Here is a 25,427-nt window from a genome sequence, read left to right as displayed (position 1 = left end):
CTAATACCAGTTATGAAGAAACAGATAAATGCGCACAGCAATATCCTAGACCTAATTGGAAATACCCCCTTAGTTGAGCTAAACAGAATTACCGCCCCACTTACTGGAAATTTTTATGCTAAACTGGAATGCTTTAACCCTGGACATTCCTCAAAAGACAGAATTGCGATTCATATTATTGAGGAAGCCGAGCGAAAAGGTATTCTTAAGCCGGGTAGTACCATTATTGAGACCACATCTGGCAATACAGGCTTTAGCCTTGCCATGGTGAGTATTGTTAAGGGATACAAATGTATTTTGGCCGTAAGTTCAAAATCATCCCCAGACAAGATAGATATGTTACGTTCCATGGGAGCCAAAGTTTATGTTTGTCCGGCCCATGTTAGTGCAGACGACCCACGGTCATATTACGAAGTGGCCAAACAATTGCATAGCGAGACGGAAAATTCAATTTACATCAATCAATATTTTAACGAGCTGAATATCGATGCTCACTATTCCAGTACCGGACCAGAAATTTGGGAGCAGACCAATGGTCAGATTACCCATTTGGTGGCTTGTAGTGGAACAGGAGGAACTATATCAGGTATTGCTCGTTATCTTAAAGAGCAAAACCCAAACATTAAAGTATTGGGTGTTGATGCTTATGGTTCTGTATTGAAAAAATATCACGAAACCGGAGAGTTCGACCATAATGAAGTATATCCATACCGAATTGAAGGATTGGGTAAAAATCTTATCCCTGATGCTACCGATTTCAATAGTATTGACAGATATATCAAGGTGACTGATGGCGAAAGTGCACATATGGCGCGTAAATTGGCCCATACCGAAGGTATTTTTGCAGGTTATACCAGTGGTGCTGCTACTCAGGCATTGTACCAATTGAATACGGAAGGGGAGTTCACCGAAGACAGTAATGTTGTTGTGGTGTTTCCAGACCACGGTTCAAGGTACATGAGTAAAGTATACAGCAACGAATGGATGGAAAACCAAGGATTCTTTGATATTCAGGATGCTGAAGTACCTGAAGAAATCAAGTATATTAAATAAACCAATACCCTATAACACCTCGTAACGGCAATGTTTTTCATTGCCGTTTTTTTTATCTTAACATTTCGTTATGCGAGGTTCATAAAAATCTATACTTTTGCATTTGAATTAAATTTAAGGTAGATGAGAGATTTATTCGATAGAATCATTGAGAACAAAGGGCCTTTAGGAAAATGGGCCTCACAAGCTGAGGGTTATTTTGTTTTTCCAAAACTGGAAGGACCTATTTCCAACAGAATGAAGTTCCAAGGGAAAGATGTAATAACGTGGAGTATCAATGACTATCTAGGGCTTGCCAACCTACCTGAAATCAAAAAAGTGGATGGAGAAGCCGCATTGGAGCACGGAGCTGCTTATCCAATGGGAGCGCGAATGATGAGTGGCCATACCGATTTCCACGAACAATTACAGAACGAGTTGGCTGAATTCGTTAACAAGGATGCCTCTTATTTATTGAACTTCGGTTACCAAGGCTTTATGTCGGTTATCGATGCTTTGGTATCTAAGGATGATATTATTGTATACGATGTGGATTGTCACGCTTGTATTATAGATGGGGTGCGTTTGCACATGGGTAAACGTTTTACCTTTAAGCACAACGACCCAGAAAGTTTGGAGAAAAACTTGGAGCGTGCCACTAAATTGGCCAATGAAACTGGCGGAGGAATATTAGTGATCTCCGAAGGAGTTTTTGGTATGCGCGGAGAGCAAGGAATCTTGAGAGAAATCGTAGACCTTAAAAAGAAATTCCAGTTTAGACTCTTGGTAGATGATGCCCACGGATTTGGAACACTTGGTAAAACGGGTGCAGGAGCAGGTGAGGAACAAGGCGTACAGGACGAAATTGATGTGTATTTGGCCACTTTTGCCAAATCTATGGCCGGAATTGGTGCCTTTGTTGCTGCAGATAAAGAGATTATAGAGTATTTGAAGTACAATCTTCGTTCTCAAATGTTCGCTAAGTCTTTACCAATGGTATATGTAAAAGGAGCACTTAAAAGGCTTGATATGCTACGTACCATGCCCGAATTAAAGGCAAAACTTTGGGAGAATGTGAACGCGCTTCAAAATGGACTTAAGGATAGAGGTTTTGATATTGGTACCACCACCAGTTGTGTTACTCCTGTTTATTTGAACGGTAGTATTCCAGAAGCTATGGCCTTGGTAAAGGATTTGCGTGAAAACCACGGAATCTTCTGTTCTATTGTGGTATATCCAGTAATTCCAAAAGGTTTGATCTTACTTCGTTTGATTCCAACGGCAACACATACTATGGAGGATATTGCCAAAACTTTGGATGCATTTTCAGCAATCAGGGAACGTTTGGAAAATGGTACATATAAAAGACTTTCAGCTGCTGTTGCTGCGGCGATGGGCGAATAGTAATTTTTCCTATTCTCGTAAAATATTTATTGCAGCGGACTTTTCGTCCGCTGCAATTCGTTTGTGCGTTATTTCGGCGCATTAATTTTAACTTGCGTAATATCGCCGTAATAGTCCTTCACAAACAAACCCCATTTTTTTTTGAATTCCCCCATTCTTAAAAAACTAATCTTTTTGCTTGTATTCCCCAATAGTTAGTTGCGAACGGAAGAGCGTCAGTTTATTGGGGTTTAAATTTGAAAACAGTTGTAGGTAGGATTCAATATATTTTTGATGGTTTTCTTTCAAATCTAAATCTTCGTCTTGAATTTAGTTGGTATATACATCATTTTCATCGACCACAAGAGTGGTCAATTCAACCGTATGGCCATCCGGATCCTTGGTATAAATAGATTGGAAATAATAATGGTCCTGAATAGTATAGACTAAATTAAGGTCAGTGTACCTTTTTTTTGCTTTCTCAAAATTTTCATTGGTAACATTGAACGCAAAGTGGTCAATTTTTACATTTTTTGATTCTGGATTCAAGGTATCGTCATGCAAATGAGCTGGAAACAATGCAATTCCAGATTTGCCACTCAACATAAAAATCGGATGTGCTCCCCATTTAGGGAGCTGATGTTTTTGGAGACCCAAAACCTTTTCGTACCAAGCAATGGACGTCTCCATATCTTTAACGCGAATGGCTACGTGGTCTAAAAACTCAATGGCTATTTTATTTTCCATTGTAATACATTTTCAAATTTCTAAAAAAAAGTCAATCCTTCCCAAAATACATAAACAAGGTATTCATTGAACTTGTTTTTAAGTATTCTTCGATGGATTCTTTTTAAAATTTTGATTATGAGGTCGTTGCAATAACCAGGAAGATTATTTTTTTCTGGTTGAAATAATTGATGTGATTATTAGTCCAATTCAGGCCAGTAATCATGGAGCCTACGAACGCCAAAACGGCACCAAAACCAAGAAAAAAGAAACCTACGCCAAGTCCCAAAAGGACACCTCCTCCAATTGTCTATGTGCTTTTGTCATCCTTATTTACAGCTATATTATTAATGATTTTAGTTATTACTTTGGAATATCAATACTACTATATTAGGAGAATTATTCTCTTAAATTAGTGAAAATCAGGTAATAAAATAGCAGTGGAGTAATATAGTTATTTCTAAAGGTCTTTTACATAAGTTCTTCGTCTCTTGACTACTTTAGGGTCAAAGTGTTTCCACATTTGTTGTATGGCCAGATTATCCTCTAGTTCGGGAGTTCTAATACAATTGATCACTCCACGCTTTTTAAAGGTATGATGAAATTCATTAAAAATTATGGAGGTGACCCCTTTGTTTTGATATTTTGGATGAATACCGATCAAGTAGAAAATGGCATCCTTGCTATTTTTTCGAGCATTGAGCAAATGGAAAATTCCAAAAGGGAACAATTTGCCTTTCGCTTTTTGTAAGGCTTCTGAAAAAGAGGGCATCACAATGGCAAAAGCCACTAAATTATCATCTGAATCCACCACAAATTTGATGTATTCCGGATTTATGAAACTAATGTATTTTTTCTTGAAATATTCTTTTTGGATATCGGTTATCTTCACAAAAGAAGATAGTTTGGCATAGGTCTCGTTAAAAAGGTCGAACATCTTGTCCACCCAAGGCATTATGTCGGCGCTTTTTTCAAAATTCATTTCTCGGAGACCATAGCGCTTTTTGATCAGCATATTGGCCTTTTCAAAAAATTTAGGTTCGGCATTTGCCGCTAAAAATTTACTCTCTGAGTATTTTTTTTCGGTAGTAAACCCATGCTGCTCATAATGCGATTGGTAATAGGGGTGGTTGTACCAAGTGATCATGTTTCCTACTTGATCAAAACCATCGGTAAGTACGCCTACTTTGTCCAAATTGGAGAATCCTACCGGACCTTCCATATAGTTCAGCTTGTTTTTCTTGCCAATCTCCTGGACTTTATCCAATAGAGCCTTTGAAACTTCAAGGTCATCCACAAAATCGAACCAACCAAATCGCATTTTCTTTAGTCCCTGCTCCTTAACTTCCAACCAGTTTATAATAGCTGCCACGCGACCTACGAGCTTCCCTTCTTTATAAGCCAAAAAGAACTGTGCCTCGGCCGTTTTAAAAACAGGGTTCTTATTCTTATCAAAAGACTCCATTTCATCTTTAATAATGGGAGGAACCCAATAGGGAGAATCTTTATAGAGTGAAAAAGGAAATTTTACAAAACTTTTTAAGTCCGATTTGGACTGAACCTGTTTTACGGTAACCATACATGCAAATTAATTCCCCAATATTAGGAATATTACCTACAGTAGAAAAGTGAACCAAGGAAAACTTAAAAATCTATTCGATCTTTATTTTTTTTCCTGCGTTTTTTTGACTTTTTCTTATTTGAGTTCTTTTTGATCTTTCCATTTATGCCCGATTGTTGCTCGTTGATTGGGATAAGTTCATCCCTATGGAAATCCAAGCGATAAGAAAATCCGAGCACCACAAATATGCGAGAGGGGTCGTTTTTAAAGCCCGAGCCCATGTGGATGTCAGCTTGAAAATTAGGATTGATCAAACGGGCCACTCCCGTTCTAAGAATAATATCGGAGTAACGGTCTCCAGAAATACCCTGCCCCTCAAAGAAAACGCTCCATCGGGGGTCACGAAAAGCATGGGTAACTGAAAGGGCATAGCGCCATTCGGGAAAATCGGTAGTAATACGATCGTAGGCGATGTTGGAAATCAAAACAAATCTGGGAGAAAGTCTGCTCTGAGTTTGAATACCTCCTCGATACGAAACTGTAGGTTCGCCTGGGTAAAACGGATTGTCGCCCAATACAAAATTGGCACCACCGTACACTGATACGGCCGGGATAAGATTTTTCCATTGGAACAGATTATTGGCCCTCCAGCTATAGAGGTTGGGTTTGCTTCGTTCTGGGTCCTTGTAGGGGTCAAAGACCAGATATTTTAAACCTACTCGGTTCCGGGAAAAATTGGTCAACTTGCCCTCAATGCCCAAATCGGGATAGGTAATGTTCTGAGTAATAAAGGAACCCTCTGCAATCACTTCCAATTCCTCAAAAAGCAATCCGTACCTAAAAGCGTAATCGGCCCCAAAAATGTTGGAGTCGGAATTTAAATCGGCATTATCCTGCTGTTCATACAACATCCCCACTTCGGCCTGCACCACGTTTTTACCAACAGCGTAAGCACTAGCAGCTCTTCCAGGTCTATTGGAATTAATGACATCGGTGTATTGGGCGAAAATAAATGTTGGAAATAGAACGAAAAGAAATAATGACTTTTTGATCATGGAAATATCCATATAACAAGGTTTTTAATACTATTTTAAGATACGTTTGATGGGTTTACGGGACTAACAGTGTAAATTTGATTCAATAACTAAGGTTATATGGTTTTATTACAAACGATTTTAATTGTCATATTAGTATACTACGGGTTCAAATTCCTTTTGAAATGGTTGGCTCCGAAGCTGCTTAATTATGCAGTTAAGAAGACGAGCGAGCGTTTTGGGCAGCAGTTTGGCAACCCGCAAGATTTTGATAACTCGCAAACTAGGGAAGGAGAGACCGTTATTGCCAAAAAACCGCACCGCAAATCCAATCCATCAAAAAAAGTTGGAGAATACATAGATTTTGAGGAAATTGATTAATATTTGCCGAATCAAAACCTATCCATGAATCTTTCTCCAAAAGCCATTATCACCCATATTTGTGTTATCGCTGTATTCATCCTTGCCTCGTTGGTATATTTTTATCCGGTATTGCAAGGAAAAGCCATTTACCAGTCGGACATTGCCCAGTATAAAGGCATGGCACAAGAACGGGATGCCTACAAGGATGTTACGGGCGAGGAATCCTATTGGACAAATAGTGCTTTTGGTGGAATGCCCACCTACCAATTAGGCGCCAATTATCCACATAACTACGTAAAGGAACTGGACCGTTTGATTCGGTTTTTGCCCAGACCTGCCGATTATCTTTTTCTTTATTTGATAGGGTTTTATATTCTCCTATTATGCCTAAAAGTCGATTTTAGGCTTGCCGCATTGGGAGCCTTGGCCTTTGGGTTCTCCACCTACCTGATTATAATTTTGGGTGTGGGACACAATGCAAAAGCGCATGCTTTGGGGTATATCCCTCTGGTTTTGGGGGGCATAGTACTCGTTTTTCGAAAAAAATACATTTTAGGATTTATACTGACGGCATTGGCAATGGCGCTGGAAATTAGTGCGAATCACTACCAAATGACATATTATTTTATGCTTTTGGTACTGGTGATGGGCCTCGTGTATCTGATTTATGCCATCAAAGAAAAAGAACTGAAACACTTTTTTGCTTCGGTGGGCATTTTGATTTTGGCCGTTGTCCTGTCCATTTTTACCAATGCCACCAGCTTAATGGCAACCAAAGAGTATGCTGATTGGAGTACACGTGGTAAATCGGAATTGACCATAAATCCTGACGGCAGCGAAAAGCAGATTTCTTCAGGATTGGATAAAGAATACATTACCCAATATAGTTATGGAATTGCGGAATCGTTAGACTTATTTGTACCAAGATTGTTCGGAGGTTCGGGCGGTGAGAATTTGGGCAAGGATTCCAAAGCCTATGAATATTTGACCAATCAGGGATTATCACCGACCAAGGCCATAGAATTTTCAGGCAGTTTGCCTTTATATTGGGGAGACCAGCCCATTGTGGCCGGACCAGCTTATGTAGGTGCCATTGTATTCTTTCTTTTTATGTTGGGCGTATTTCTGGTGGATGGCAAAAAGAAATGGTGGTTGCTGTTTGGAGCCATTTTGGCCTTGTTGCTTTCTTGGGGGAAAAACTTTCCGTTGCTCACAAATTTCATGATAGATTACTTCCCGATGTACAACAAATTCAGGGCTGTATCCTCTATTCAAGTGGTTTTGGAGCTTTGTTTACCTGTATTGGGAATTTTGGGAATATGGGAACTGTTCAAATCTTCCGTGGAGCAAAAGGATAAACTAAAAGCATTGAAGCTGAGCTTTTTTGTTTCGGTAGGACTTGGCGCCATGATTTTCTTGCTGAAAGGATTCTTTGATTTTGAAGGACTACGAGACGAAACCTACCGTGGCTATTTTGGAGATGAATTGATGACCATGATCCAGCGTGACCGTGAAGCCGTTTACATCAGTGATACAATCCGTTCGTTGATTTATGTGGCCTTGGCCGCCGCGGCATTGTGGTTCTTTATCAAAGATAAAATCAATAAAAATATTTTGGTCTTTGCCTTGGGGGCGCTTATCCTGTTTGATTTGGTAGGAGTAGACCTCAGGTATGTAAACGAAGACGATTTTGTACGTCAGCGTCAGGTAAACCAGCCATTCCAAGCCAATCAAATTGACCAAATGATTCAGCAAGATGACTCGATTTATCGGGTTTTTGATCCTCAAGAAGGGTTAAATGGTGCTCGAACTTCGTATTTCCATAAATCTATTGGTGGATATCACGCTGCTAAGCCTAGAGCGCTTCAAAATTTATTCGAATACCATTTGTTCCAAAACAATCTGCAGGTAATGAACATGTTGAACGTAAAATACGTCATTCAACAGGATGAGGAAGGGAACAGTTACCCTGCCGTAAACCCCGATGCCAATGGCAATGCCTGGTTTGTAGATCAGTTGGTGCCCGTTTCATCGGCCGACGAGGAGATTCTGAAACTTAAGGATTTTAACTCCAAAACACAGGCGGTGGTCAATACCAAGGAATACCCGGAATTGACCAAACTCCGATATTCCGTGGATTCCGTGGCACGTATTGATTTGGTGGAGTATCGTCCCGATTATTTAAAATATGCCACGAATAATTCCAATGATGGTTTCGCAGTATTCTCCGAAATGCATTATCCATTCGGTTGGAATGCTTTTATCGATGGCGAACCACAAGAACACTTTAAAGTGGATTATGCACTTCGTGGCATAAAGGTTCCAGCAGGGAAACATGAAATCGAATTCAAGTTTGAGCCTGAAGTGGTGGAAACGGGAAGCCAAATCACTTTAGCGGCCAATATTCTCCTAGGATTGATGATTGTAGGAGGATTGGGATTCAGCTTGTTCCGTGGAAAAAAGGAAGAACCCCATGCGTAAAATCTTGGTCATAGCGTACTATTGGCCACCGGCAGGGGGACCAGGGGTACAGCGTTGGCTCAAGTTTGCAAAATACCTGCCGGAATTTGGGATAGAACCTATCGTATATGTTCCTAAAAGTCCGAGTTATCCCATTGTAGATGAAAAATTGGTTTCGGAAGTACCGGATTCCATCAAAATAGTAAAGCAACCGATTAGGGAACCTTATGGCTGGGCTTCGCTGCTTTCCAAAAAGAAAACCAAGACGATTAGTTCAGGAATCATTAAGGAGAAGAATCCATCATTTATTGAAAAAACACTGTTGTGGATTCGAGGAAATCTATTTATTCCCGATGCCAGAAAACTTTGGGTAAAACCATCCATTTCGTATTTGGCCAAAGTAATTGCGGATGAAGGTATTCAAACCGTAATAACCACAGGACCGCCACATAGTCTGCATTTGATTGGTCTTGGCCTCAAAAAGAAATACAATTTACAATGGATCGCTGATTTTCGAGATCCTTGGACATCGATAGGCTATCATAAAAAACTACGGTTGACCGAATATGCTCGGCTAAAGCACAAGGCTTTGGAGAAAGGGGTGTTACTAAAGGCTGATAAGATTGTGGTTACCAGCAACACTACTAAGTCAGAGTTTGAGGCCATTACCCCCAAACCAATAAAAGTTATTACCAACGGTTTTGATAATGGACTGAAACCTGTTGCATTAGATTCTGATTTTACCATTTCCCACATTGGTTCATTGTTGACAGGAAGAAACCCTTTAGGATTGTGGCAAGCTTTACAGGAATTGATTACAGAAAACGAAGCTTTCAGAAAAACTGTAAAGGTTCAATTGGCTGGAGTAGTGGGAGAGGAAGTTTTACAATCTTTGCAAAATTTCGGACTGGATGCTTATGTGGAGCAGTTAGGCTATCTCTCGCATGATAAAGTTTTGGAAACACAGCAAAAATCTCAGTTACTTTTGTTATTGGAAATTGATTCGGAGGAAACCATAGGTATAATACCTGGAAAATTATTTGAATACTTGAATGCCAAGCGTCCCATTTTGGCAATTGGTCCAAAAGGATGGGAAGCAGGTGCCATGGTAGAGAAGCATAAAGCAGGAAATACCTGTTTGCATGATAATATACCGGCATTAAAAAATGTACTTTTGGATGCATTTCACCAATATCAAAAAGGAAGTTTGCTATGCAATTCGGAAGGGGTGGAGCAATATCATAGAAAGGCATTAACGGAATCTTTGGCTAAATTTATCTAATGGGCGTTGTTCTTAAACAATCCATACAAAATACGGCGGTAACGTATTTGGGGTTCTTTTTTGGAGCGATCAATACGTTGTTTCTCTATACCAAGATTCTCCCGGACGAATATTATGGCCTCGTTACTTTTATATTGGCCTCCGGGGCCATTCTTATGCCATTGATGGCTTTTGGGGTGCACAATACCATGGTGAAATATTACAGTAATCATCCAGATTCTGAAAAAGATGGCTTTTTCACCTTGATGTTGTTAATCCCTTTATTGGGGATTATTCCTGTGACATTGGTGGGGCTGATATGGTATGAGCCTATTGGAGATTGGGTATCTCAAGTGAATCCTATGGTTAAGGACTACCTATGGTATGTGTTTTTTGTTGGTTTAGCCATGGGCTATTTTGAAGTTTTCTACTCTTGGAGCAAGGTTCATTTTAAGTCGGTTTTTGGCAACTTTATGAAGGAGGTTTTTGCTAGAGTAGGGGTTTCTCTACTACTATTACTCTTTTATTTTGATGTGATTACGCTGGACATTTTCTTTAAATGTTTGGTGGGTCTCTATTTGTTAAGGACCATCATTATTAAAATTTATGCGTTTAGCCTACGGATGCCCAAATTGGATTTTAAGTTTCCGCCTTATACCAAAGAAATCTTATCGTACTCCTTCTTGATTATTCTAGGAGGCTCGGCAGCTCTTATCTTGTTGGAAATAGATAAGGTGATGCTCAATCAGTTTATTAGTATTGAAAATGTGGCTTATTATGGGGTATCGGTGTACATCGCAACGGTAATTATTGTGCCTTCCCGTGCCATGCATCAAATTACGTATCCATTAACAGCAGAATTGTTGAACACTAAAAATGAAATTGGACTAGACAAATTGTATAAGAAAACTTCCTTAACGCTATTTATTGCATCGGGTATTTTATTTGTGTTGATTATACTCAACCTAAACGACCTTTATTTATTGCTGCCAGAAAATTATAGACATGGGTTTACCATTGTATTCTTGATTGGTTTGGCCAAGGTGATGGATTCGCTGTTGGGCAACATCAATTCAATTTTATACAACTCCCAATACTACAAAACAGTACTCATATTTGGAGTATGTTTGGCCGCTTTGACCATTTCGCTCAATTATTTATTGATTCCCAAGCTTGGTTTGGAGGGAGCTGCATTGGCCAGTTTTGTCTCCATTTTTATTTTCAATTTGGTGAAGCTGATTTTCGTGAAGATAAAGTTTGGCATTTTGCCTTTTACTTCGGCTACTTTTAAAGTGTTCGCAACCTTGATTTTATTAGCTGTATTGTTTGACCTATTACAGTTTCAGTTTCATCCTATTGTCAATATTGGATTGAAATCTTTTCTTATTGTGGTTATGTATGTGGGTATATTGTACCGTTTCAATCTTTCGGAAGATGTATCAGGAATCTTATCCAAATGGCTCAAAAAAAATACCCCGTAGCGAATAAATTCAACTACGGGGTAAACAACTAACCAACCTAAAAAAACTATCTAATTATTTCGTCTAGAAGACCCTCTTGATCTTGATGTTCTAGCGGTATTTTTTCTGTCGCTTGAACCTCTGCTCACACTTGGCCTAGAAGTAGTTTTTCTACTTACAGAAGTTTTTCTAACACTAGGTCTAGAACTTCTTTCAACTGCTTTCTTTGGTGAAGAGTTTTTCCTGCTAACTACAGACCTGTTCGATGTTCTCGTTGTAGTCTGTGGTTTTCTGTAGGTACTTTGGGCTGAACGTTTTACGTTTCTACCATTTGTACTGGAGGCCACTTTTCTGGAACCAGTGCTTCTATTGTTTGAAGCACGTGTCCCCTTATTATTGGAAGCAGTTGTTCTTCCAGATCTTGCTACATTATTTGACTTTCTATAGTTATTACTTCTTGAATCTCTAGAAGCTACTTTTTGTCTTTTTACAGTATTACTGGAACGATTTACCTCTGTATTTCCTCTCCTAGAAGAGTTTTTGGATACCGTGGCATTACTTCTACCATAATCCGCTCTTCTTGCTCTATTGTCTCTCACAGCAACTCTTCTGTCATTTCTATAGATTTTGTCTCTTCTATATCTATTGTCATTTCTATAAACCTTGCCCACTCTGGCATAAGCCCTTCTGGTATTATATCTATAAGGAGTGTAATAAGTGTATCTGATAGGTCTGTAATATCTTCTATATGGTCTTGCATACACATTACAGAAACCTATGGCAGGTCTTGCAAAATATCTATGGAAAGGTCTGTATACATAACGTCTATTATAAATGTTGATAAATCCTGTATAGTGACTGAAAACACCCCCATTATAGTAAACGTGCAATCCACCAATTCTACGGACTCTACCATTGTTATACCATATATCTACATTTCCTATTTGTGAAACACGTCCATAATAATCATAATATATAGGAGTATTCTCTACTTGGATTACAGCTCCATAATCATCATACTGGACATATGGGTTATAATTATATCCTGAATTAAAGGTAATTCCAACATTACCGATTCTTGCTCCGACTCCAACATTTACCCTGTTGTCCAAATAGAAATCAAACTCACCATCTGGATACACTGAGAATGTTACTCCATCTTCAACAAAGATGAAAGAATTTCCATATCGGTAATTGGTGTAGGTAGCTACTGTGTTGGTTGTTTCGGCCTGGATACTCGGTATTCCAAAAATAACCGCTGCTATAATGAGTATAAACTTTTTCATGATACAAGGTTTAAATTCTAGATGCAACCATTTACATCCACCCAGTATTATACAATCAGCGTGCCAAAAATATAACACGCTGATTATCAATGCAAAAAATAAACAAGAGCTATTTATTTAATAATGAACATAGATCTTCGGTTAAGTTCATGTTCTTCTTCACTGCATGGAACACCGTTAGAACATTTGTTCAGCAATCGTGTTTCTCCATATCCTTTTGCGGTTAATCTACGTTGGTCTATTCCTTTGTTCACCAACCATTTTAGAGTGGCCTTTGCTCTTCTTTCCGACAACCTTAGATTGAATGCTGAACTGGACCTTGAATCGGTATGTGATTCAATATGGATTTTCAACTCTGGATATTCCTTCATGGCCTGTAGTATTTTTGCCAATTCCACTTCGGCATCGGGTCTGATACTGGATTTACCATAATCAAAATAAATAGGTTGTAGGTTCAAACGACACCCCAAATCGTCATCGGCACATTCAGGAGGGGTCAACTCAAGATCGGCCTGAACCACATCAGATCCACGGGGAGTAACCAGGGATTTTTGACTGGGTTGGTAGTCCCTGAAGGATGCAACCACGGTATATTTTTCGGTACAGTTTAAAAAATCTTCGAACTTGTAATTGCCATTTCGGTCTGTTTTGGTCTTGGCTATGATCCGATTGTCCTTGTTTATGAGTTGAACGGTCGCCCTATAAATGGCTTGCCCTGATTTGGAATTGGAAATAATCCCTTGTAGGACAATCTCGCCACAATTCTCCCAAATCCTATATATATCATCAGACTCACTCCCTTCATCACCACCTCGATTGGATGATAGATATCCTATTTTTTTATCTTCATCAATGATAAAACCAAAGTCGTCTTTATTTGAGTTTATCGGTTTTTTAAGGTTGGTGGCTTCTTTGAATTCGCCCTCGGAATCAAGGGAAATCACAAAAATGTCAAGTCCTCCCAACCCTAAATGCCCATCGCTGGAGAAATATAGATTTCCATTTTTACTGACAAAAGGAAAGGTTTCCCTAGCCTCTGTATTGATTTGAGCTCCTAAATTGATTGGATTACTATAATTTCCATCGGATGAAATATCCACATACCAAATATCGGATTGCCCAAAGGAACCTTTCATGTCCGATGAAAAATACAGTCGTTTTTCATCTGGACTTAAGGCAGGGTGAGCCACTGAATAAGAATCGTTGTTAAATGGAAGTTCTTCAACATTGTTCCATTCACCGTTTTCATCCTTGGTAGCCTTGTAAATTTTTAAACTCACCAGCTTTTGCCGGTTTTGCCGTTTTCTTCCGTTTTTATAATTGTTTCTAGTAAAATATACCGTATTTCCATCTGAGGTAAATGCAGCACTGGATTCGTGGTAGGGGGTATTGATTTCTCCTTCCAAAGGTTTTGGATTGGATAATTTCCACTCATCATCGATGTTGGCCACATATAGATCCAAATAGGGCAAACCTGTCCAATGATGGATTTTGTCTCCCTTTGTGTCCCCAGAAGCCGAAGCAAAAACAAGCTTGTTTTTATCGTAAAACGTTGGGCCGAAATCGGAACTGGATAAAAGCTGGGTTACATTGAGAACTTCAAATTCTTTGGATTGAAAATCGATCAAACTGTCAAGCTCAGAATAGTCTCTCATAAAATTCTTTGCCAGTTCCGTGTTGGCGGATAGACTTGCAAATTTGCCCATCATTTTTTTCGATTCCTGATATTTTCCTGTACTCTTTAAACTTTGTGCAAGTCGGTAATAGTATATGGGTTCAATTTCGTTGGAATATTTTGAGATAAGTTTGTTGTACCATGAAACTGCATCGACATATTCACTGTTGAAATAATAGGTATCCCCCAAATTTTTGAAAACCTGTGCAGATTCATATCCATCGTTGACCACCTTTAGGTAAATCTTTCTGGCGTCTATATAGGAATAAGAATCAAACTCTTCGTTGGCCTTTTTTACGTTTCCTTTTTGAGAAAAAGCCACAACTGAAAAGTAGCATGTAAAAAGTAGGGTCAGTAATGATTTTAGGTTCATGGGGCTTTTTTTAGAAAAATCTTGGAGTGAGTATTTTATCCGCTTTGTTGAAAATGTCAAATCTGATCAAGGCTTCGTAGGATCCATTGTTGTAATCTTTTATAGCACTGAACTGATAATCGTAGGCCAAACCAATAAAAATACCTTCAGTTGCCTGAAAACCTAACATACCACTGGCAGATGCGTCCCATCTATAGGATCCTCCGATGGCGAATTTTTCATTGATTAGGAAATTGGCCGACATATCCCACTGTATCGGCGCACCACTTACAAATTTTACAAGGGTGGCGGGTTTGAACTTTAAATTTGGGTTCAAATCAAAAACATAACCGGTAATAAAAAAATAATGCAATCTTTCCACCGCAATGCTCGCTATTTCATCGTTATCAAGTGAACCTTCATCAAAGTGCTTGGAATTGAGAAAGTTGGGAACGGAAAATCCAACATAATACTTTTGTGTATGAAAATAGATTCCTGCTCCGACCTGGGGCTGTATTTTATTATCTACCTGACTTTGAAACAAGGGATCATTTGGATCGGAAAGCTTTAATTTCGTATAATCCACATCCAACATATCCACACCGGCTTTTAATCCAAACGAAAGTTTGCTGATATTTCGTCGAGCCAATTGAAGTGAGTAGGAATAATCCAGCACAGCGTTGGATTCGGTGGCCGGACCAATTTGATCGTATACGATGGACAGGCCCAACCCCATATCGCCCATAAGACCGATAGGGGAGTTAACCGAAAATGTTCCTGTTGTGGGTGCACCTTCCAGATCAACCCATTGCATTCTACCCAAAACCCCGAAACTTAACACTTCCCTTGACCCGACATAGGCTGGATTCACAATTTGAGTGTTATACATATATTGGGTGTATTGTGGATCTTGCTGGGATTTTACACTTATTGTACCCGCAAAAAAGGTTATGGATATGAATAAAAATATTTTATGAAAGACCGAGGTCTTGACATGCTGTATCATTAAAATCAATGTATTTTACGTTTTAATCTCGATTTATATAGAGGTAGCCTGAATAACTTTCCTCTCCAGGGTTTTCATTTGGAAAAGTCAATATGTAGAAGTAGGTTCCACTGGGCAGTGTTTTTTTCTTCTGGATGGTTGCCCTTCCTTCTGAAACTCCAAAGAATAGTTTATTGCCCAGACCATAGCCTTCTGCTTCATATACAAGCGTACCCCATCTATTGAAGATTTTAAGGGTGTTGTCAGGATAGTTTTCAATTCCTTGGATTCTGAAATAATCGTTGAAACCGTCGCTGTTTGGGGTTATCCCCGTAAAGATTTCAAATTCAGAATCGCCACCAGGGTTATTGGCGCAGTAGAATTCTGGAATTGCTGTAACTGTAGTTTCGTTTTCCAACAAGCTGTCATCATCCGAAACATCAAAAACTTGAACATCTATTCCTACAGGTTTTGCATAGACTGTAGCCTGATTGGATTTAAAACCATTGGTAACATCTATTTCTTCAATGGTATAAATGGCGGTGTACTCCCAAGTTTCATTTACGGAAAGAATATTATCCTCACCAAGATCGGTTCCTTCCAATGGCCCAACTATTTCGGCATCCAACAAATCATCATCAACAATTTGTAATTCATGTAAATCCGCTGTTCCCGTATTGGTAACGGTAAATGTATAACGGATACCATCGGGGCATTCATCTCCATTGGTGTCTGTTAAAACACCGGATTTTATCACACCTAATGTTGCCCCACCGCTTGTGCAGGCATCATTGGGAACTGGTGTATTGGTTGGGTCATCTTCCAAGGGACTGTCATCATCTGAAAAGTCCATTGCCTCTTGGTTGGTTCCAACAGAAAGGCCTGTAACGGTAGCTTGGTTGGTAAATGAACCCATATTGATGTCTTGATCTGTGATACCATAAAGAAGATCATAAGTCCAAGTTTCACCCACAGATAATATACCATCATTTTCAATATCACTCCCTGCTGTTGGACCATTTATAACTCCTCCCAACAAAGGGTCGTTCAAAATAATGGATTCCATATCTATTTCACCTGTGTTCAAAACCCTGAACGAAAATTGTATACTTTCAAAACATCCATCTTGATCTATATCTGTAAGCACACCTGATTTTAGTAAGGCTAAATTTCCTGTACCCAATACACAAATATTGGCAGGTAAGGAAGTATGTGTTACATCATCTTCAAAAAGACTATTGTCATCGGATAAATCGTTTATGGGTACTGCTATGTTTACCGGTTCTGCTTGCACCGTTGCTTGGTTGTCCACAAAATCATCGTTTATATTTTGTTGTGATAGAGGATACGTTGCTTCGTAAATCCAACTTTCTCCCACGGATAATATGCCATCATTACCAAAATCGGAATCAGGTTCTGGCCCAGGGATTTCACCACCAAAAAGATCATCTTCCAACAACACTTCTTGAAGATCCAACTGACCAGTGTTTGTTACCATAAAAATATATGTAATACTATCAATACAATTGTCTTGATCGGTATCAATTGGTTCACCTATTTTTATAAGTCCAATATTCGGTTCGAATGTGCACAAGTCTGCAGGTAGATTGGTCTGTACCTGCGCTTGGTCGGCCACTGGGGTATTGTCCCCTTCCGAAAGGGCAGCTACTTCGGCATTGTTGATTACAAGGCCCGCATCGATGTCGGCCTGAATCAAATCGTAGGTGGCCTTGAACACCCAGTCCTCGCCTACACTCAGGATTCCATCGTTGTTGTCATCCTCATTGGGTTCTGGTCCCAGTACCACCCCACCGATCTTGTCGTCGTTGAGCACGATGGTGTGTAGGTTCACGTTTCCAACATTGGTTACGGTAAATGTGTACAAGATGCCATCAATACAGCCATTCGCATCTAAGTCTATACTTGGATTTCCTACCTTAAAAAGTTGAATGGCCGGTGCGGTACCACAAAGATCCACGGGTAGGTCTGTCTGCACCTGCGCTTGGTCGGCCACGGGGGTGTTGTCGCCCTCGGACAGCGCCGATACGTCGGCATTGTTGAACACGAATCCGTCGATGATTTCCTGTGGGGTCATTGCGTATGTGGCCTCGTAGACCCAGTCCTCGCCAATACTCAGGACACCGTCATTGTTGTCATCCTCATTGGGTTCTGGTCCCGGAACCACCCCACCAATCTTGTCGTCATTAAGCACCACGGTATGGAGGTTCACATTTCCAACATTGGTGATGGTGAAGGTATAGGTAATACCATCTAAACAGCCATCGTTGTCATTATCGATGTTGAGAACACTGGATTTGATTACTTCGATGGCAGGTGCGGGGGCACAAAGGTCAGCGGGCAGGTCTGTCTGTACCAGCACTTGATCGGCCGTTGGTGTATCGATACCAACTGAGAGTGCCGATACATCAGCATTATTGATTACGAAGCCGGCATCTATGTCAGCTTGCAATAGATTGTATGTGGCCTTGAAGACCCAGTCTTCCCCAATACTTAGGATGCCATCATTCCCATCATCCTCATTAAGTTCTGGTCCCGGAACCTGTCCACCTATCTTGTCGTCGTTGAGTATCACGGTGTGCAGGTCCACATTACCCGTGTTGGTGACCGTGAAGGTATATAGGATGGTATCTAGACAGCCATTCTCGTCATCATCAATAAGTTGCCCTTCTTTAATAAGTTCGATGGTAGGGGTTTGGCAACTTGTTAAATCTGTTGATGTGATTTGATTTTCCATAACACTATCATCATCGGACAAGTCATCGGCAAAGAGATTGGGAAATGTAAAGACATCTGCCGAAGCCGTAGCTTGATTGTCTACATGTCCTGCATTGATGTCTTCCGGGGTAATGTTATAGGTTGCGGTATACGTCCATATTTCACCAAGTTCCAGCAAGTCATTGCCATTATCTCCCGTGGGTCCATCAATAACGGGTAGTTTTGGGTCGGTGAGTTCCACATTTTCCAAAATCAGACTTTCCTTGCTTTCATTGGTTACCGTAAACACGTAGTCTATGGCGGTGCATTCCGCATTTACGGTACCTTCTTTTATCACGGCAATACGGGGACAGTGGGAAAGACTGACAACCGTTTCCCTATTGAGCGCAGTATCTTCAAAGTCAGAAAGGTCAGTTATAGTAATCTGAGGACCCTCAACAATTGACGCGTATACTTGGCTTTGGGTAACAACCTCACCATTCAAAATATCTTGCGATGTTACCTGATATATGGCTGAATAGGTCCAAACTTCACCTGGGCTCATTAAGCCATCATCATTGATATCTCCATTGGGTCCAACTAAGATTTCGGGTAATGGTAGATAACTGTCATCCAATAGAATATCTTTAAGGACTTGTCCCTGACCATTATTGGGGTCACTCTCGTTGGTCACTGTAAACGTATACTCTATAAAATCACAACCGCCATCCTGGCCAAATCCATCTTTGGCAACTCCCGTTTGAATCAAACTGATTAATGGTTGACATTGCGGAATATCAATTCTGGTTATCCTATCTTCATCTGTACTGGTATGATCGGATATATCGGATGCGATCAATCCAGGTACAACAAACGTTTTTGCCTCAACATAGGCCTGGTTTTCCACAAATCCATTGATTAAATCATCACCTTGAATCGGGTAATTGGCTTCATAAATCCAAGTTTCACCTGGTTCTAAAAGGTCTGGTGTACCGAAATCACCGTCAATAGGTCCATTTATTGGAATGTTTTCACTTTCAAGCATAGGATCGGTAATCACAACTGTTCCGAACATCTCCGTTGGACTTCCGGTATGGGAAACTTCAAACGTATAATTTATGGATGCACAACCACCATCTTCGCCCAATGGATTTTTTGAAATTCCCGTTTTGACCAAAGAAATACCTTTTACACAATTGCTTATTTTGGTCAATGTAGATCCATCCAAATTTATATCGGTAGGGTGGGAATCGTCGGTTACTGTTCCGCCTATACCCACTACATTGGCCTCGACATGGGCTTGGTGAAAGACTTCAGAAGCTTGCATATCGGTTTCAGTTATGGTTTTAATTGCTTCATATGCCCATATTTCACCTGTATCCAATATACCATTGTTATTTGCGTCACTCCCACTTTGTAGACTACCTATCTGGACATCAGGTCCCATATCGATGGTTATATTGTCCAGTTGTTCATCATTGGTACTGGTATTCATCACCCGTACAATGAATCTGATATAGGTACAACCGGGGGTATCCCCATTGAAGGTTCTGGTACTCGAAGTCAAGACTGCAGCAATTCCCGGTGCAAAAATATCAGCGTTGCTCCATGAAGCGTTGGCTATGGAGTGTTCCATTTCTGTACTATAAAATACAGTAGTGTTGGTGTTATTTTTTTCGGGGTCGTTTTTTATAAAAATGGAGCAGGTGCCCAATAAGATGAGCACGATCCATAGCAGATCTAGCTTTTTTATATGGTAAGATTTGGAGAAGAACATAGCAGTATCGTGGTTAAGTTCTAATCCGCGATATTAAGAAGATGCCCTAATTATTTTGGTGGACAATTGATGAATGCCCTAAATGAATTGATAAAACTGTATTATGAATTAACCAAATTATATACTTTTTGGTATAAAACATAGTTTCCCATGATGCTAAATAAGGTTACACACTTGTAAAAAAGTAAAGGTACCTTACAGTTTTTCCCTTATATACTTAGCGGTAAAGGAGTTCTGGTTTTGCACCAGTTCCTCGGGAGTGCCCTCAGCGACCAAATGACCGCCTTTTTCCCCGCCTTCAGGTCCTAAATCGATTATATAGTCGGCACATTTGATAAGTTCTATATTGTGTTCTATTACAATTACAGAGTGCCCTTTGCCTATAAGTTCATCAAAGGATTTTAGCAATTTTTTGATGTCGTGGAAATGGAGTCCCGTGGTTGGTTCATCAAAGATGAAGAGCGCTTTTTCTTTGGTATGACCCTTGACCAAAAAGGAAGCCAATTTTATACGTTGCGCCTCACCACCGGAAAGGGTAGAAGAGGACTGTCCCAAGGCCACATATCCCAATCCTACATCTTGCAAGGGTTTTAGTTTGACCACAATTTTGTCTTGTTTGTGGGTTGAGAAGTGTACAATCGCATCGTCGATCGTCATGTTAAGGATATCGTCAATGTTTTTGCCTTCAAACTGGGTTTCCAAAATTTCTTTTTTGAACCGTTTTCCGTTACAGGCGTCGCATTCCAAATGTACATCGGCCATAAACTGCATTTCCACTGTAATCTCTCCTTCACCTTTACATTTTTCGCATCGGCCGCCATCCACATTAAAAGAAAAGTGCTTGGCTTTGTACCCTCGAAGCTTGCTCAGTTTTTGTGATGCGAAAAGATTTCGGATATCATCATAGGCTTTTATGTAGGTAACAGGATTTGAACGGGAGGAACGACCAATGGGATTCTGATCCACGAATTCCACATGTTTTATGTGAGCATACTTGCCCTCCATAGCCGAAAACTGACCTGCTTTTTCTCCATACCCTCCTGTTTCCTTTAATATGGTGGGATACAATATTTTCCTTACCAAAGTACTTTTTCCACTTCCGGAAACTCCTGTGACTACGGTCAGTACATTTAGAGGGAAGGTGATATCTATATTTTTTAGGTTGTTTTCCCTTGCGCCCTTTATTTGAATATAATATTTGGAATTCCTACGTTCTTTGGGAACTGAAATTTCCATGGCTCCATTAAGATAGGATGCCGTTAGGGAATCGGATTGGAGAATGGTCTCCCAATCTCCGGTAGCCACAACATTACCACCCAGGGTTCCTGCTTCTGGGCCTATATCGATGATTTCATCGGCAGCTTTCATGATATCTTCATCGTGCTCTACTACAATAACGGTATTGCCCAAATCACGAAGCGATTTCAACACCTCGATCAAATTTTCTGTATCTCGTGGGTGCAATCCAATACTTGGTTCATCCAGAATATACATGGAACCTACCAGACTGCTTCCCAAAGAAGTGGCCAAGTTGATGCGTTGGCTTTCCCCGCCTGATAATGTATTGGATTTTCTATTTAAGGTAAGGTAGCTTAATCCCACTTTATCCAAAAAGTCCAAACGCGTAGTGATTTCCTTTAGTAATCTTTTGGAAACAGCAGAATCGTGTTCGGAAAGTTGAAGCTCATCAAAAAAAGGCATTATTTGATTGATGGGCAATTCGATTAAATCTGAAATAGATTTCCCCCCAACCTTTACATAATCTGCTTCTTTGCGAAGCCGTTTTCCTTTACACACAGAGCATTTGGTTTTGCCACGGTAACGGGACAGCATCACCCTGTTCTGAATTTTATAGCTTTTCTCCTCCAACTGTTCAAAAAACCCATGGATTCCAATAAAATGGTCGTTACCATCCCATACCAACTGTTTTTGTTCTTCTGAAAGTTGAAACCAGGGTTTGTGGATTGGAAAATCGAATTTGTATGCGGAGTTGACCAATTGATCTCGGTACCAACCCATACTATCTCCTCGCCAAGGGAAAACGGCATTTTCGTAAACAGATAAAGCCGTATTGGGAATCACCAAATCTTCATCAATACCGATAACATCGCCATACCCTTCACATTTGGGGCATGCACCGTAAGGGTTGTTAAAACTAAAAAGGTGAACGTTGGGCTCCAAAAATTTCATTCCATCCAGTTCAAACTGGTTACTGAAAGTTTTGATGTCCCTGGTTTGAAGATTTTCAATGGTACATTGACCCTTTCCTTCAAAGAAGGCATTGTCAACTGCATTGGCCAAACGATTATAAAAATCTTCATCATCTTTTACAATGATACGATCTACGACCAAATCAAATTCCCTACCAATGTCTTCGGGTGCCTGATCAATTCGGATGACCTCCCCCTTGTATTTTATACGGGCATAACCTTGTTTGGAAAAAAGCTCCAACGATTTCAACGGTTCCCGTTCGTCCTTTATGGTAATGGGGGCCAACAATAGGAGTTTATCTCTTTCGTTCAACTCCTTTATATGGTTGATTACATCGGTTACCGTATGTTTTTTTACCTCCTTGCCCGAGATAGGGGAAAGGGTCTTTCCAATTCTCGCATACAATAACTTTAGGTAGTCGTAAATCTCGGTAGTGGTTCCCACTGTGGACCTTGGGTTGGTGGAATTTACTTTTTGTTCTATGGCAATCGCGGGAGCTATACCTTTTATATAGTCCACTTTGGGTTTGTCCAATTTACCCAAAAACTGTCGTGCGTAAGAGGACAGACTCTCCACATATCTACGCTGGCCTTCCGCGTACAAGGTATCAAAAGCTAAACTGGACTTTCCAGAACCCGATAAACCAGTGATTACCACCAATTTATTTCTTGGGATAACAACATCAATGTTTTTGAGGTTATGCAGTTTGGCACCTTTTATGATAATATTTTGCTTGGGATCTACGTTGATATCGATTGCCATGTGTTAAAATTAGGGTCTCAAAGATACGATACACCACACTTAATACGTATATTGTAACAGTTAACATATAAAAATCGTCATCTCACAACATAGATTTTAGGTCGCCTGCCTATTTATCTATATTTGAAGTGTAATTAAAATCCTGATAGGCCTATACAGAATAATTACTTTTTAAAGATTAAAAACTGAATAACTAAAGTCTTTCTTAGAAAGGGAGGACTGTGATTTTAACCCAAAAAAAGTAATTTGTATGGAACAACTACAGATTAAAGACTCGATTTTAGTAAAGAACTACATTGACGGAGACGAAAAGGCTCTTGAAATACTGATCAACAGGCACAACCAGAGAATCACCAGCTTTATTTACAGCAAAGTTTTGGACAGAGATGTTGCAGAGGACATCTTCCAAGATACCTTTATCAAGGTTATCAAGACCTTGAAAAAAGGAAGGTATAGCGAAGAAGGTAAATTTTTACCTTGGGTGATGCGAATTGCACATAATCTGGTTATTGCCCATTTCCGTAAGAACAAAAGAATGCCCAAATTTGAGGGTAGCGATGACTTCAACATTTTTTCTGTCATCAAAGACGAAAAATTAAATGCTGAAAGACAACTCATCAAAGATCAAATTGAAAGTGACCTTACAGTTTTGATCGATGAATTGCCAGATGACCAGAAAGAAGTGTTGATCATGCGTATTTACAAGGATATGAGCTTTAAAGAGATATCCGAAAACACAGATGTTAGCATCAATACAGCCTTAGGAAGAATGCGATACGCACTTATCAACCTTAGAAAAATAGTTGAGCGTAAAAACATCGTTTTAACGAATTAATCGAGCAATACGTCGAAACCTGCAATATTTCCAATCTAGCGCCGTTATACTATGGAAACAATTACTTACGCTAGAATATGGAAAACATTTACTCTGAAGAACAAAAATCCGTAAAAACGGTAAAAGCGAGTCAGAAAACAGTTGATTTCTTACTTAGCTTTTCAAAATCGATTCATGTAGTTGACTACAAAAAACACCAGTTTGAAGTAACATTGAATTAATTTAAGGATCAAACTGACGAAAAGAGCCGCAATTAGCGGCTCTTTTTGTTTTTATAGTATTCATTGATCACTGATTTTCTTCCAATGGTCTTGGTTATAATATCTTTTTCCAAATCCCAACCTCTTGCTGGCGAGTACTCTCGGCCATACCAAATAACTTGAAGATGTAAACGATTCCAGATTTCTTTTGGGAACAGTCGTTTGGCATCACGTTCCGTCTGCACCACGTTTTTTCCATTACTAAATCCCCATCTATACATTAGTCTATGAATATGTGTATCCACTGGAAAAGCAGGAATTCCAAAAGCCTGGGAAACCACTACACTTGCAGTTTTATGCCCAACTGCCGGTAATTCTTCAAGTAGTGCAATGTTTCTGGGCACTTCACCATTATACTTCTCAATCAAAATTTTGGAAAGTCCATAAATTCCTTTGGATTTCATAGGGGAGAGGCCCACGGGCTTAATAATCTCTCGAATTTCCTCTTCCGAAAGTTTTACCATATCGTAGGGATTATCTGCCTTTTCAAATAACAATGGAGTTATCTGGTTTACCCGAACATCGGTACTTTGGGCAGACAACAATACCGCTATTAATAAAGTATAGGGATCTTTGTGGTCCAAAGGAATAGGAATTGTGGGATATAGTTCATCCAAGGTTTTGACAGCAAAATCAACCTTTTCTTGTTTGGTCATATTTGTTTAACTTTGTTTGTGTAAATATTAAACAATTAATTCAAGAGCAACGCAAATGAATATGTTAAAAGTAGGAGATAAAGTACCTGATTTTTCAGCAAAAGACCAAGACGGTAACACAATTAATCTCGGTGATTATAAAGGAAAAAAATTGGTGGTCTTTTTTTACCCAAAGGCAAATACGCCTGGTTGCACAGCAGAAGCCTGTAATTTAAGAGATAACTATAAAGAATTACAAGATCAAGGTTTTGAACTTTTGGGTGTAAGCGCCGATTCAGAAAAGAAACAATCCAATTTTAAGAATAAGTATGAGTTTCCTTTTCCCTTATTGGCCGATGAAGACCATACCGTAATCGGCATTTTTGGCGTTTGGGGGCCTAAGAAATTCATGGGCAGGGAATATGATGGAATACACCGAACCACTTTTGTTATTGATGGAAGTGGCGTAGTTGAAAATGTTATCGAAAAAGTTAAGACGAAAGATCACGCTGCCCAAATTTTGACTTAAAAAAGCTATTGGTAACATCGAGCGCAGTATAGAAAGCTAGAATCAATAAAAATTTCTAAGTTCTACATACGCTCGAACCGACCATTGAAAAATATAAATGAATAAAAAAGGCGCTGTTTAAGCGC

The 25,427-nt window shown here is 39.7% G+C and carries 18 protein-coding genes; 9 read left to right on the top strand and 9 right to left on the bottom strand.

From position 1 onward, the window contains the following. Positions 1–12 precede the first annotated feature (12 nt). Together ACQQ5U_RS03675 and ACQQ5U_RS03670 are read left to right on the top strand one after the other, a co-directional pair. Entirely contained in the window at positions 13–1,053 is a 1,041-nt protein-coding gene (locus ACQQ5U_RS03675; protein WP_414459936.1) for a PLP-dependent cysteine synthase family protein, read from the top strand. A 123-nt stretch (positions 1,054–1,176) separates the two neighbouring features. Beyond that, the gene (locus ACQQ5U_RS03670) at positions 1,177–2,436 is read left to right on the top strand and encodes an aminotransferase class I/II-fold pyridoxal phosphate-dependent enzyme (RefSeq protein ID WP_437395588.1); all 1,260 of its coding nucleotides are present in this window, start codon (positions 1,177–1,179) and stop codon (positions 2,434–2,436) included. Between the two features lie 309 nt (positions 2,437–2,745). Here the strand turns inward: ACQQ5U_RS03670 and ACQQ5U_RS03665 are convergent, their stop codons facing one another. Beyond that, positions 2,746–3,162 (bottom strand): VOC family protein, encoded by a 417-nt coding sequence (locus tag ACQQ5U_RS03665; protein WP_437395587.1) that lies wholly within the window; start codon positions 3,160–3,162, stop codon positions 2,746–2,748. 172 nt (positions 3,163–3,334) lie between these two features. Between ACQQ5U_RS03665 and ACQQ5U_RS03660 the strand changes: the two genes are divergently transcribed. Beyond that, complete coding sequence (locus ACQQ5U_RS03660) at positions 3,335–3,535, top strand: hypothetical protein (RefSeq protein ID WP_437395586.1); 201 nt, start codon at positions 3,335–3,337, stop codon at positions 3,533–3,535. A 66-nt stretch (positions 3,536–3,601) separates the two neighbouring features. Here ACQQ5U_RS03660 and ACQQ5U_RS03655 read toward each other — a convergent pair whose 3' ends face one another. Both ACQQ5U_RS03655 and ACQQ5U_RS03650 read right to left on the bottom strand, forming a co-directional pair. Continuing rightward, positions 3,602–4,720 carry a GTP cyclohydrolase gene (locus ACQQ5U_RS03655; protein ID WP_437395585.1) on the bottom strand — a complete coding sequence of 373 codons (1,119 nt, stop codon included), beginning with the start codon at positions 4,718–4,720 and terminating at the stop codon, positions 3,602–3,604. A gap of 65 nt (positions 4,721–4,785) precedes the next feature. Then, positions 4,786–5,769: a transporter gene (locus tag ACQQ5U_RS03650; protein ID WP_437395584.1), complete on the bottom strand. Its 984-nt coding sequence runs from the start codon at positions 5,767–5,769 to the stop codon at positions 4,786–4,788. 87 nt (positions 5,770–5,856) lie between these two features. Here ACQQ5U_RS03650 and ACQQ5U_RS03645 point away from each other — a divergent pair, with 87 nt between their 5' ends. Genes ACQQ5U_RS03645 through ACQQ5U_RS03630 form a run of 4 tightly spaced genes read left to right on the top strand, consistent with a single transcriptional unit; the run spans position 5,857 to position 11,301 of the window. After that, on the top strand, positions 5,857–6,117 hold the full coding sequence (locus ACQQ5U_RS03645; RefSeq protein ID WP_437395583.1) for a DUF4834 family protein: 261 nt from the start codon (positions 5,857–5,859) through the stop codon (positions 6,115–6,117). Positions 6,118–6,141: 24 nt separating this feature from the next. Next, positions 6,142–8,580 (top strand): YfhO family protein, encoded by a 2,439-nt coding sequence (locus tag ACQQ5U_RS03640; RefSeq protein WP_437395582.1) that lies wholly within the window; start codon positions 6,142–6,144, stop codon positions 8,578–8,580. Next, complete coding sequence (locus ACQQ5U_RS03635) at positions 8,573–9,841, top strand: glycosyltransferase (protein ID WP_437395581.1); 1,269 nt, start codon at positions 8,573–8,575, stop codon at positions 9,839–9,841. The genes ACQQ5U_RS03640 and ACQQ5U_RS03635 overlap by 8 nt, the downstream gene beginning before the upstream one ends. After that, positions 9,841–11,301 carry a lipopolysaccharide biosynthesis protein gene (locus ACQQ5U_RS03630; RefSeq protein WP_437395580.1) on the top strand — a complete coding sequence of 487 codons (1,461 nt, stop codon included), beginning with the start codon at positions 9,841–9,843 and terminating at the stop codon, positions 11,299–11,301. The genes ACQQ5U_RS03635 and ACQQ5U_RS03630 overlap by 1 nt, the downstream gene beginning before the upstream one ends. A gap of 50 nt (positions 11,302–11,351) precedes the next feature. Here ACQQ5U_RS03630 and ACQQ5U_RS03625 read toward each other — a convergent pair whose 3' ends face one another. The 5 genes from ACQQ5U_RS03625 to uvrA form a co-directional block, all read right to left on the bottom strand. Then, complete coding sequence (locus ACQQ5U_RS03625; RefSeq protein WP_437395579.1) at positions 11,352–12,566, bottom strand: hypothetical protein; 1,215 nt, start codon at positions 12,564–12,566, stop codon at positions 11,352–11,354. A gap of 113 nt (positions 12,567–12,679) precedes the next feature. Beyond that, the gene (locus ACQQ5U_RS03620) at positions 12,680–14,614 is read right to left on the bottom strand and encodes an OmpA family protein (RefSeq protein WP_437395578.1); all 1,935 of its coding nucleotides are present in this window, start codon (positions 14,612–14,614) and stop codon (positions 12,680–12,682) included. 10 nt (positions 14,615–14,624) lie between these two features. Then, positions 14,625–15,599, bottom strand: coding sequence for a PorP/SprF family type IX secretion system membrane protein (locus ACQQ5U_RS03615; protein ID WP_437395577.1), 975 nt, complete (start codon positions 15,597–15,599; stop codon positions 14,625–14,627). Between the two features lie 22 nt (positions 15,600–15,621). After that, positions 15,622–20,070 (bottom strand): gliding motility-associated C-terminal domain-containing protein, encoded by a 4,449-nt coding sequence (locus ACQQ5U_RS03610; RefSeq protein WP_437395576.1) that lies wholly within the window; start codon positions 20,068–20,070, stop codon positions 15,622–15,624. A 195-nt stretch (positions 20,071–20,265) separates the two neighbouring features. Further along, positions 20,266–23,043: an excinuclease ABC subunit UvrA gene (gene uvrA / locus ACQQ5U_RS03605; RefSeq protein ID WP_437395575.1), complete on the bottom strand. Its 2,778-nt coding sequence runs from the start codon at positions 23,041–23,043 to the stop codon at positions 20,266–20,268. A gap of 250 nt (positions 23,044–23,293) precedes the next feature. On the opposite strand from uvrA, the gene ACQQ5U_RS03600 reads away from it, so the two are divergent. Beyond that, positions 23,294–23,878, top strand: a complete 585-nt coding sequence (locus ACQQ5U_RS03600) for an RNA polymerase sigma factor (RefSeq protein WP_437395574.1) — start codon at positions 23,294–23,296, stop codon at positions 23,876–23,878. Positions 23,879–24,131: 253 nt separating this feature from the next. Here ACQQ5U_RS03600 and ACQQ5U_RS03595 read toward each other — a convergent pair whose 3' ends face one another. Next, positions 24,132–24,794, bottom strand: a complete 663-nt coding sequence (locus ACQQ5U_RS03595) for an endonuclease III domain-containing protein (RefSeq protein ID WP_437395573.1) — start codon at positions 24,792–24,794, stop codon at positions 24,132–24,134. 55 nt (positions 24,795–24,849) lie between these two features. Between ACQQ5U_RS03595 and bcp the strand changes: the two genes are divergently transcribed. Then, positions 24,850–25,302 (top strand): thioredoxin-dependent thiol peroxidase, encoded by a 453-nt coding sequence (gene bcp, locus ACQQ5U_RS03590; RefSeq protein WP_437395572.1) that lies wholly within the window; start codon positions 24,850–24,852, stop codon positions 25,300–25,302. The last annotated feature ends 125 nt before the right edge of the window (positions 25,303–25,427 follow it).

Source organism: Flagellimonas lutimaris (assembly GCF_051494225.1).
GTDB classification, from domain to species: domain Bacteria; phylum Bacteroidota; class Bacteroidia; order Flavobacteriales; family Flavobacteriaceae; genus Flagellimonas; species Flagellimonas lutimaris_A.
The sequence above is the reverse complement of the archived record's forward strand: the minus strand, read 5'-3'. Positions and strand labels throughout refer to the sequence as shown.

Coding starts and splice junctions, on each gene's coding strand:
- ACQQ5U_RS03675 (WP_414459936.1), top strand. CDS start 13: ATGAAGAAACAGATAAATGCGCACAGCAATATCCTAGACCTAATTGGA.
- ACQQ5U_RS03670 (WP_437395588.1), top strand. CDS start 1,177: ATGAGAGATTTATTCGATAGAATCATTGAGAACAAAGGGCCTTTAGGA.
- ACQQ5U_RS03665 (WP_437395587.1), bottom strand. CDS start 3,162: ATGGAAAATAAAATAGCCATTGAGTTTTTAGACCACGTAGCCATTCGC.
- ACQQ5U_RS03655 (WP_437395585.1), bottom strand. CDS start 4,720: ATGGTTACCGTAAAACAGGTTCAGTCCAAATCGGACTTAAAAAGTTTT.
- ACQQ5U_RS03650 (WP_437395584.1), bottom strand. CDS start 5,769: ATGGATATTTCCATGATCAAAAAGTCATTATTTCTTTTCGTTCTATTT.
- ACQQ5U_RS03645 (WP_437395583.1), top strand. CDS start 5,857: ATGGTTTTATTACAAACGATTTTAATTGTCATATTAGTATACTACGGG.
- ACQQ5U_RS03640 (WP_437395582.1), top strand. CDS start 6,142: ATGAATCTTTCTCCAAAAGCCATTATCACCCATATTTGTGTTATCGCT.
- ACQQ5U_RS03635 (WP_437395581.1), top strand. CDS start 8,573: ATGCGTAAAATCTTGGTCATAGCGTACTATTGGCCACCGGCAGGGGGA.
- ACQQ5U_RS03630 (WP_437395580.1), top strand. CDS start 9,841: ATGGGCGTTGTTCTTAAACAATCCATACAAAATACGGCGGTAACGTAT.
- ACQQ5U_RS03625 (WP_437395579.1), bottom strand. CDS start 12,566: ATGAAAAAGTTTATACTCATTATAGCAGCGGTTATTTTTGGAATACCG.
- ACQQ5U_RS03620 (WP_437395578.1), bottom strand. CDS start 14,614: ATGAACCTAAAATCATTACTGACCCTACTTTTTACATGCTACTTTTCA.
- ACQQ5U_RS03615 (WP_437395577.1), bottom strand. CDS start 15,599: ATGATACAGCATGTCAAGACCTCGGTCTTTCATAAAATATTTTTATTC.
- ACQQ5U_RS03610 (WP_437395576.1), bottom strand. CDS start 20,070: ATGTTCTTCTCCAAATCTTACCATATAAAAAAGCTAGATCTGCTATGG.
- uvrA (WP_437395575.1), bottom strand. CDS start 23,043: ATGGCAATCGATATCAACGTAGATCCCAAGCAAAATATTATCATAAAA.
- ACQQ5U_RS03600 (WP_437395574.1), top strand. CDS start 23,294: ATGGAACAACTACAGATTAAAGACTCGATTTTAGTAAAGAACTACATT.
- ACQQ5U_RS03595 (WP_437395573.1), bottom strand. CDS start 24,794: ATGACCAAACAAGAAAAGGTTGATTTTGCTGTCAAAACCTTGGATGAA.
- bcp (WP_437395572.1), top strand. CDS start 24,850: ATGAATATGTTAAAAGTAGGAGATAAAGTACCTGATTTTTCAGCAAAA.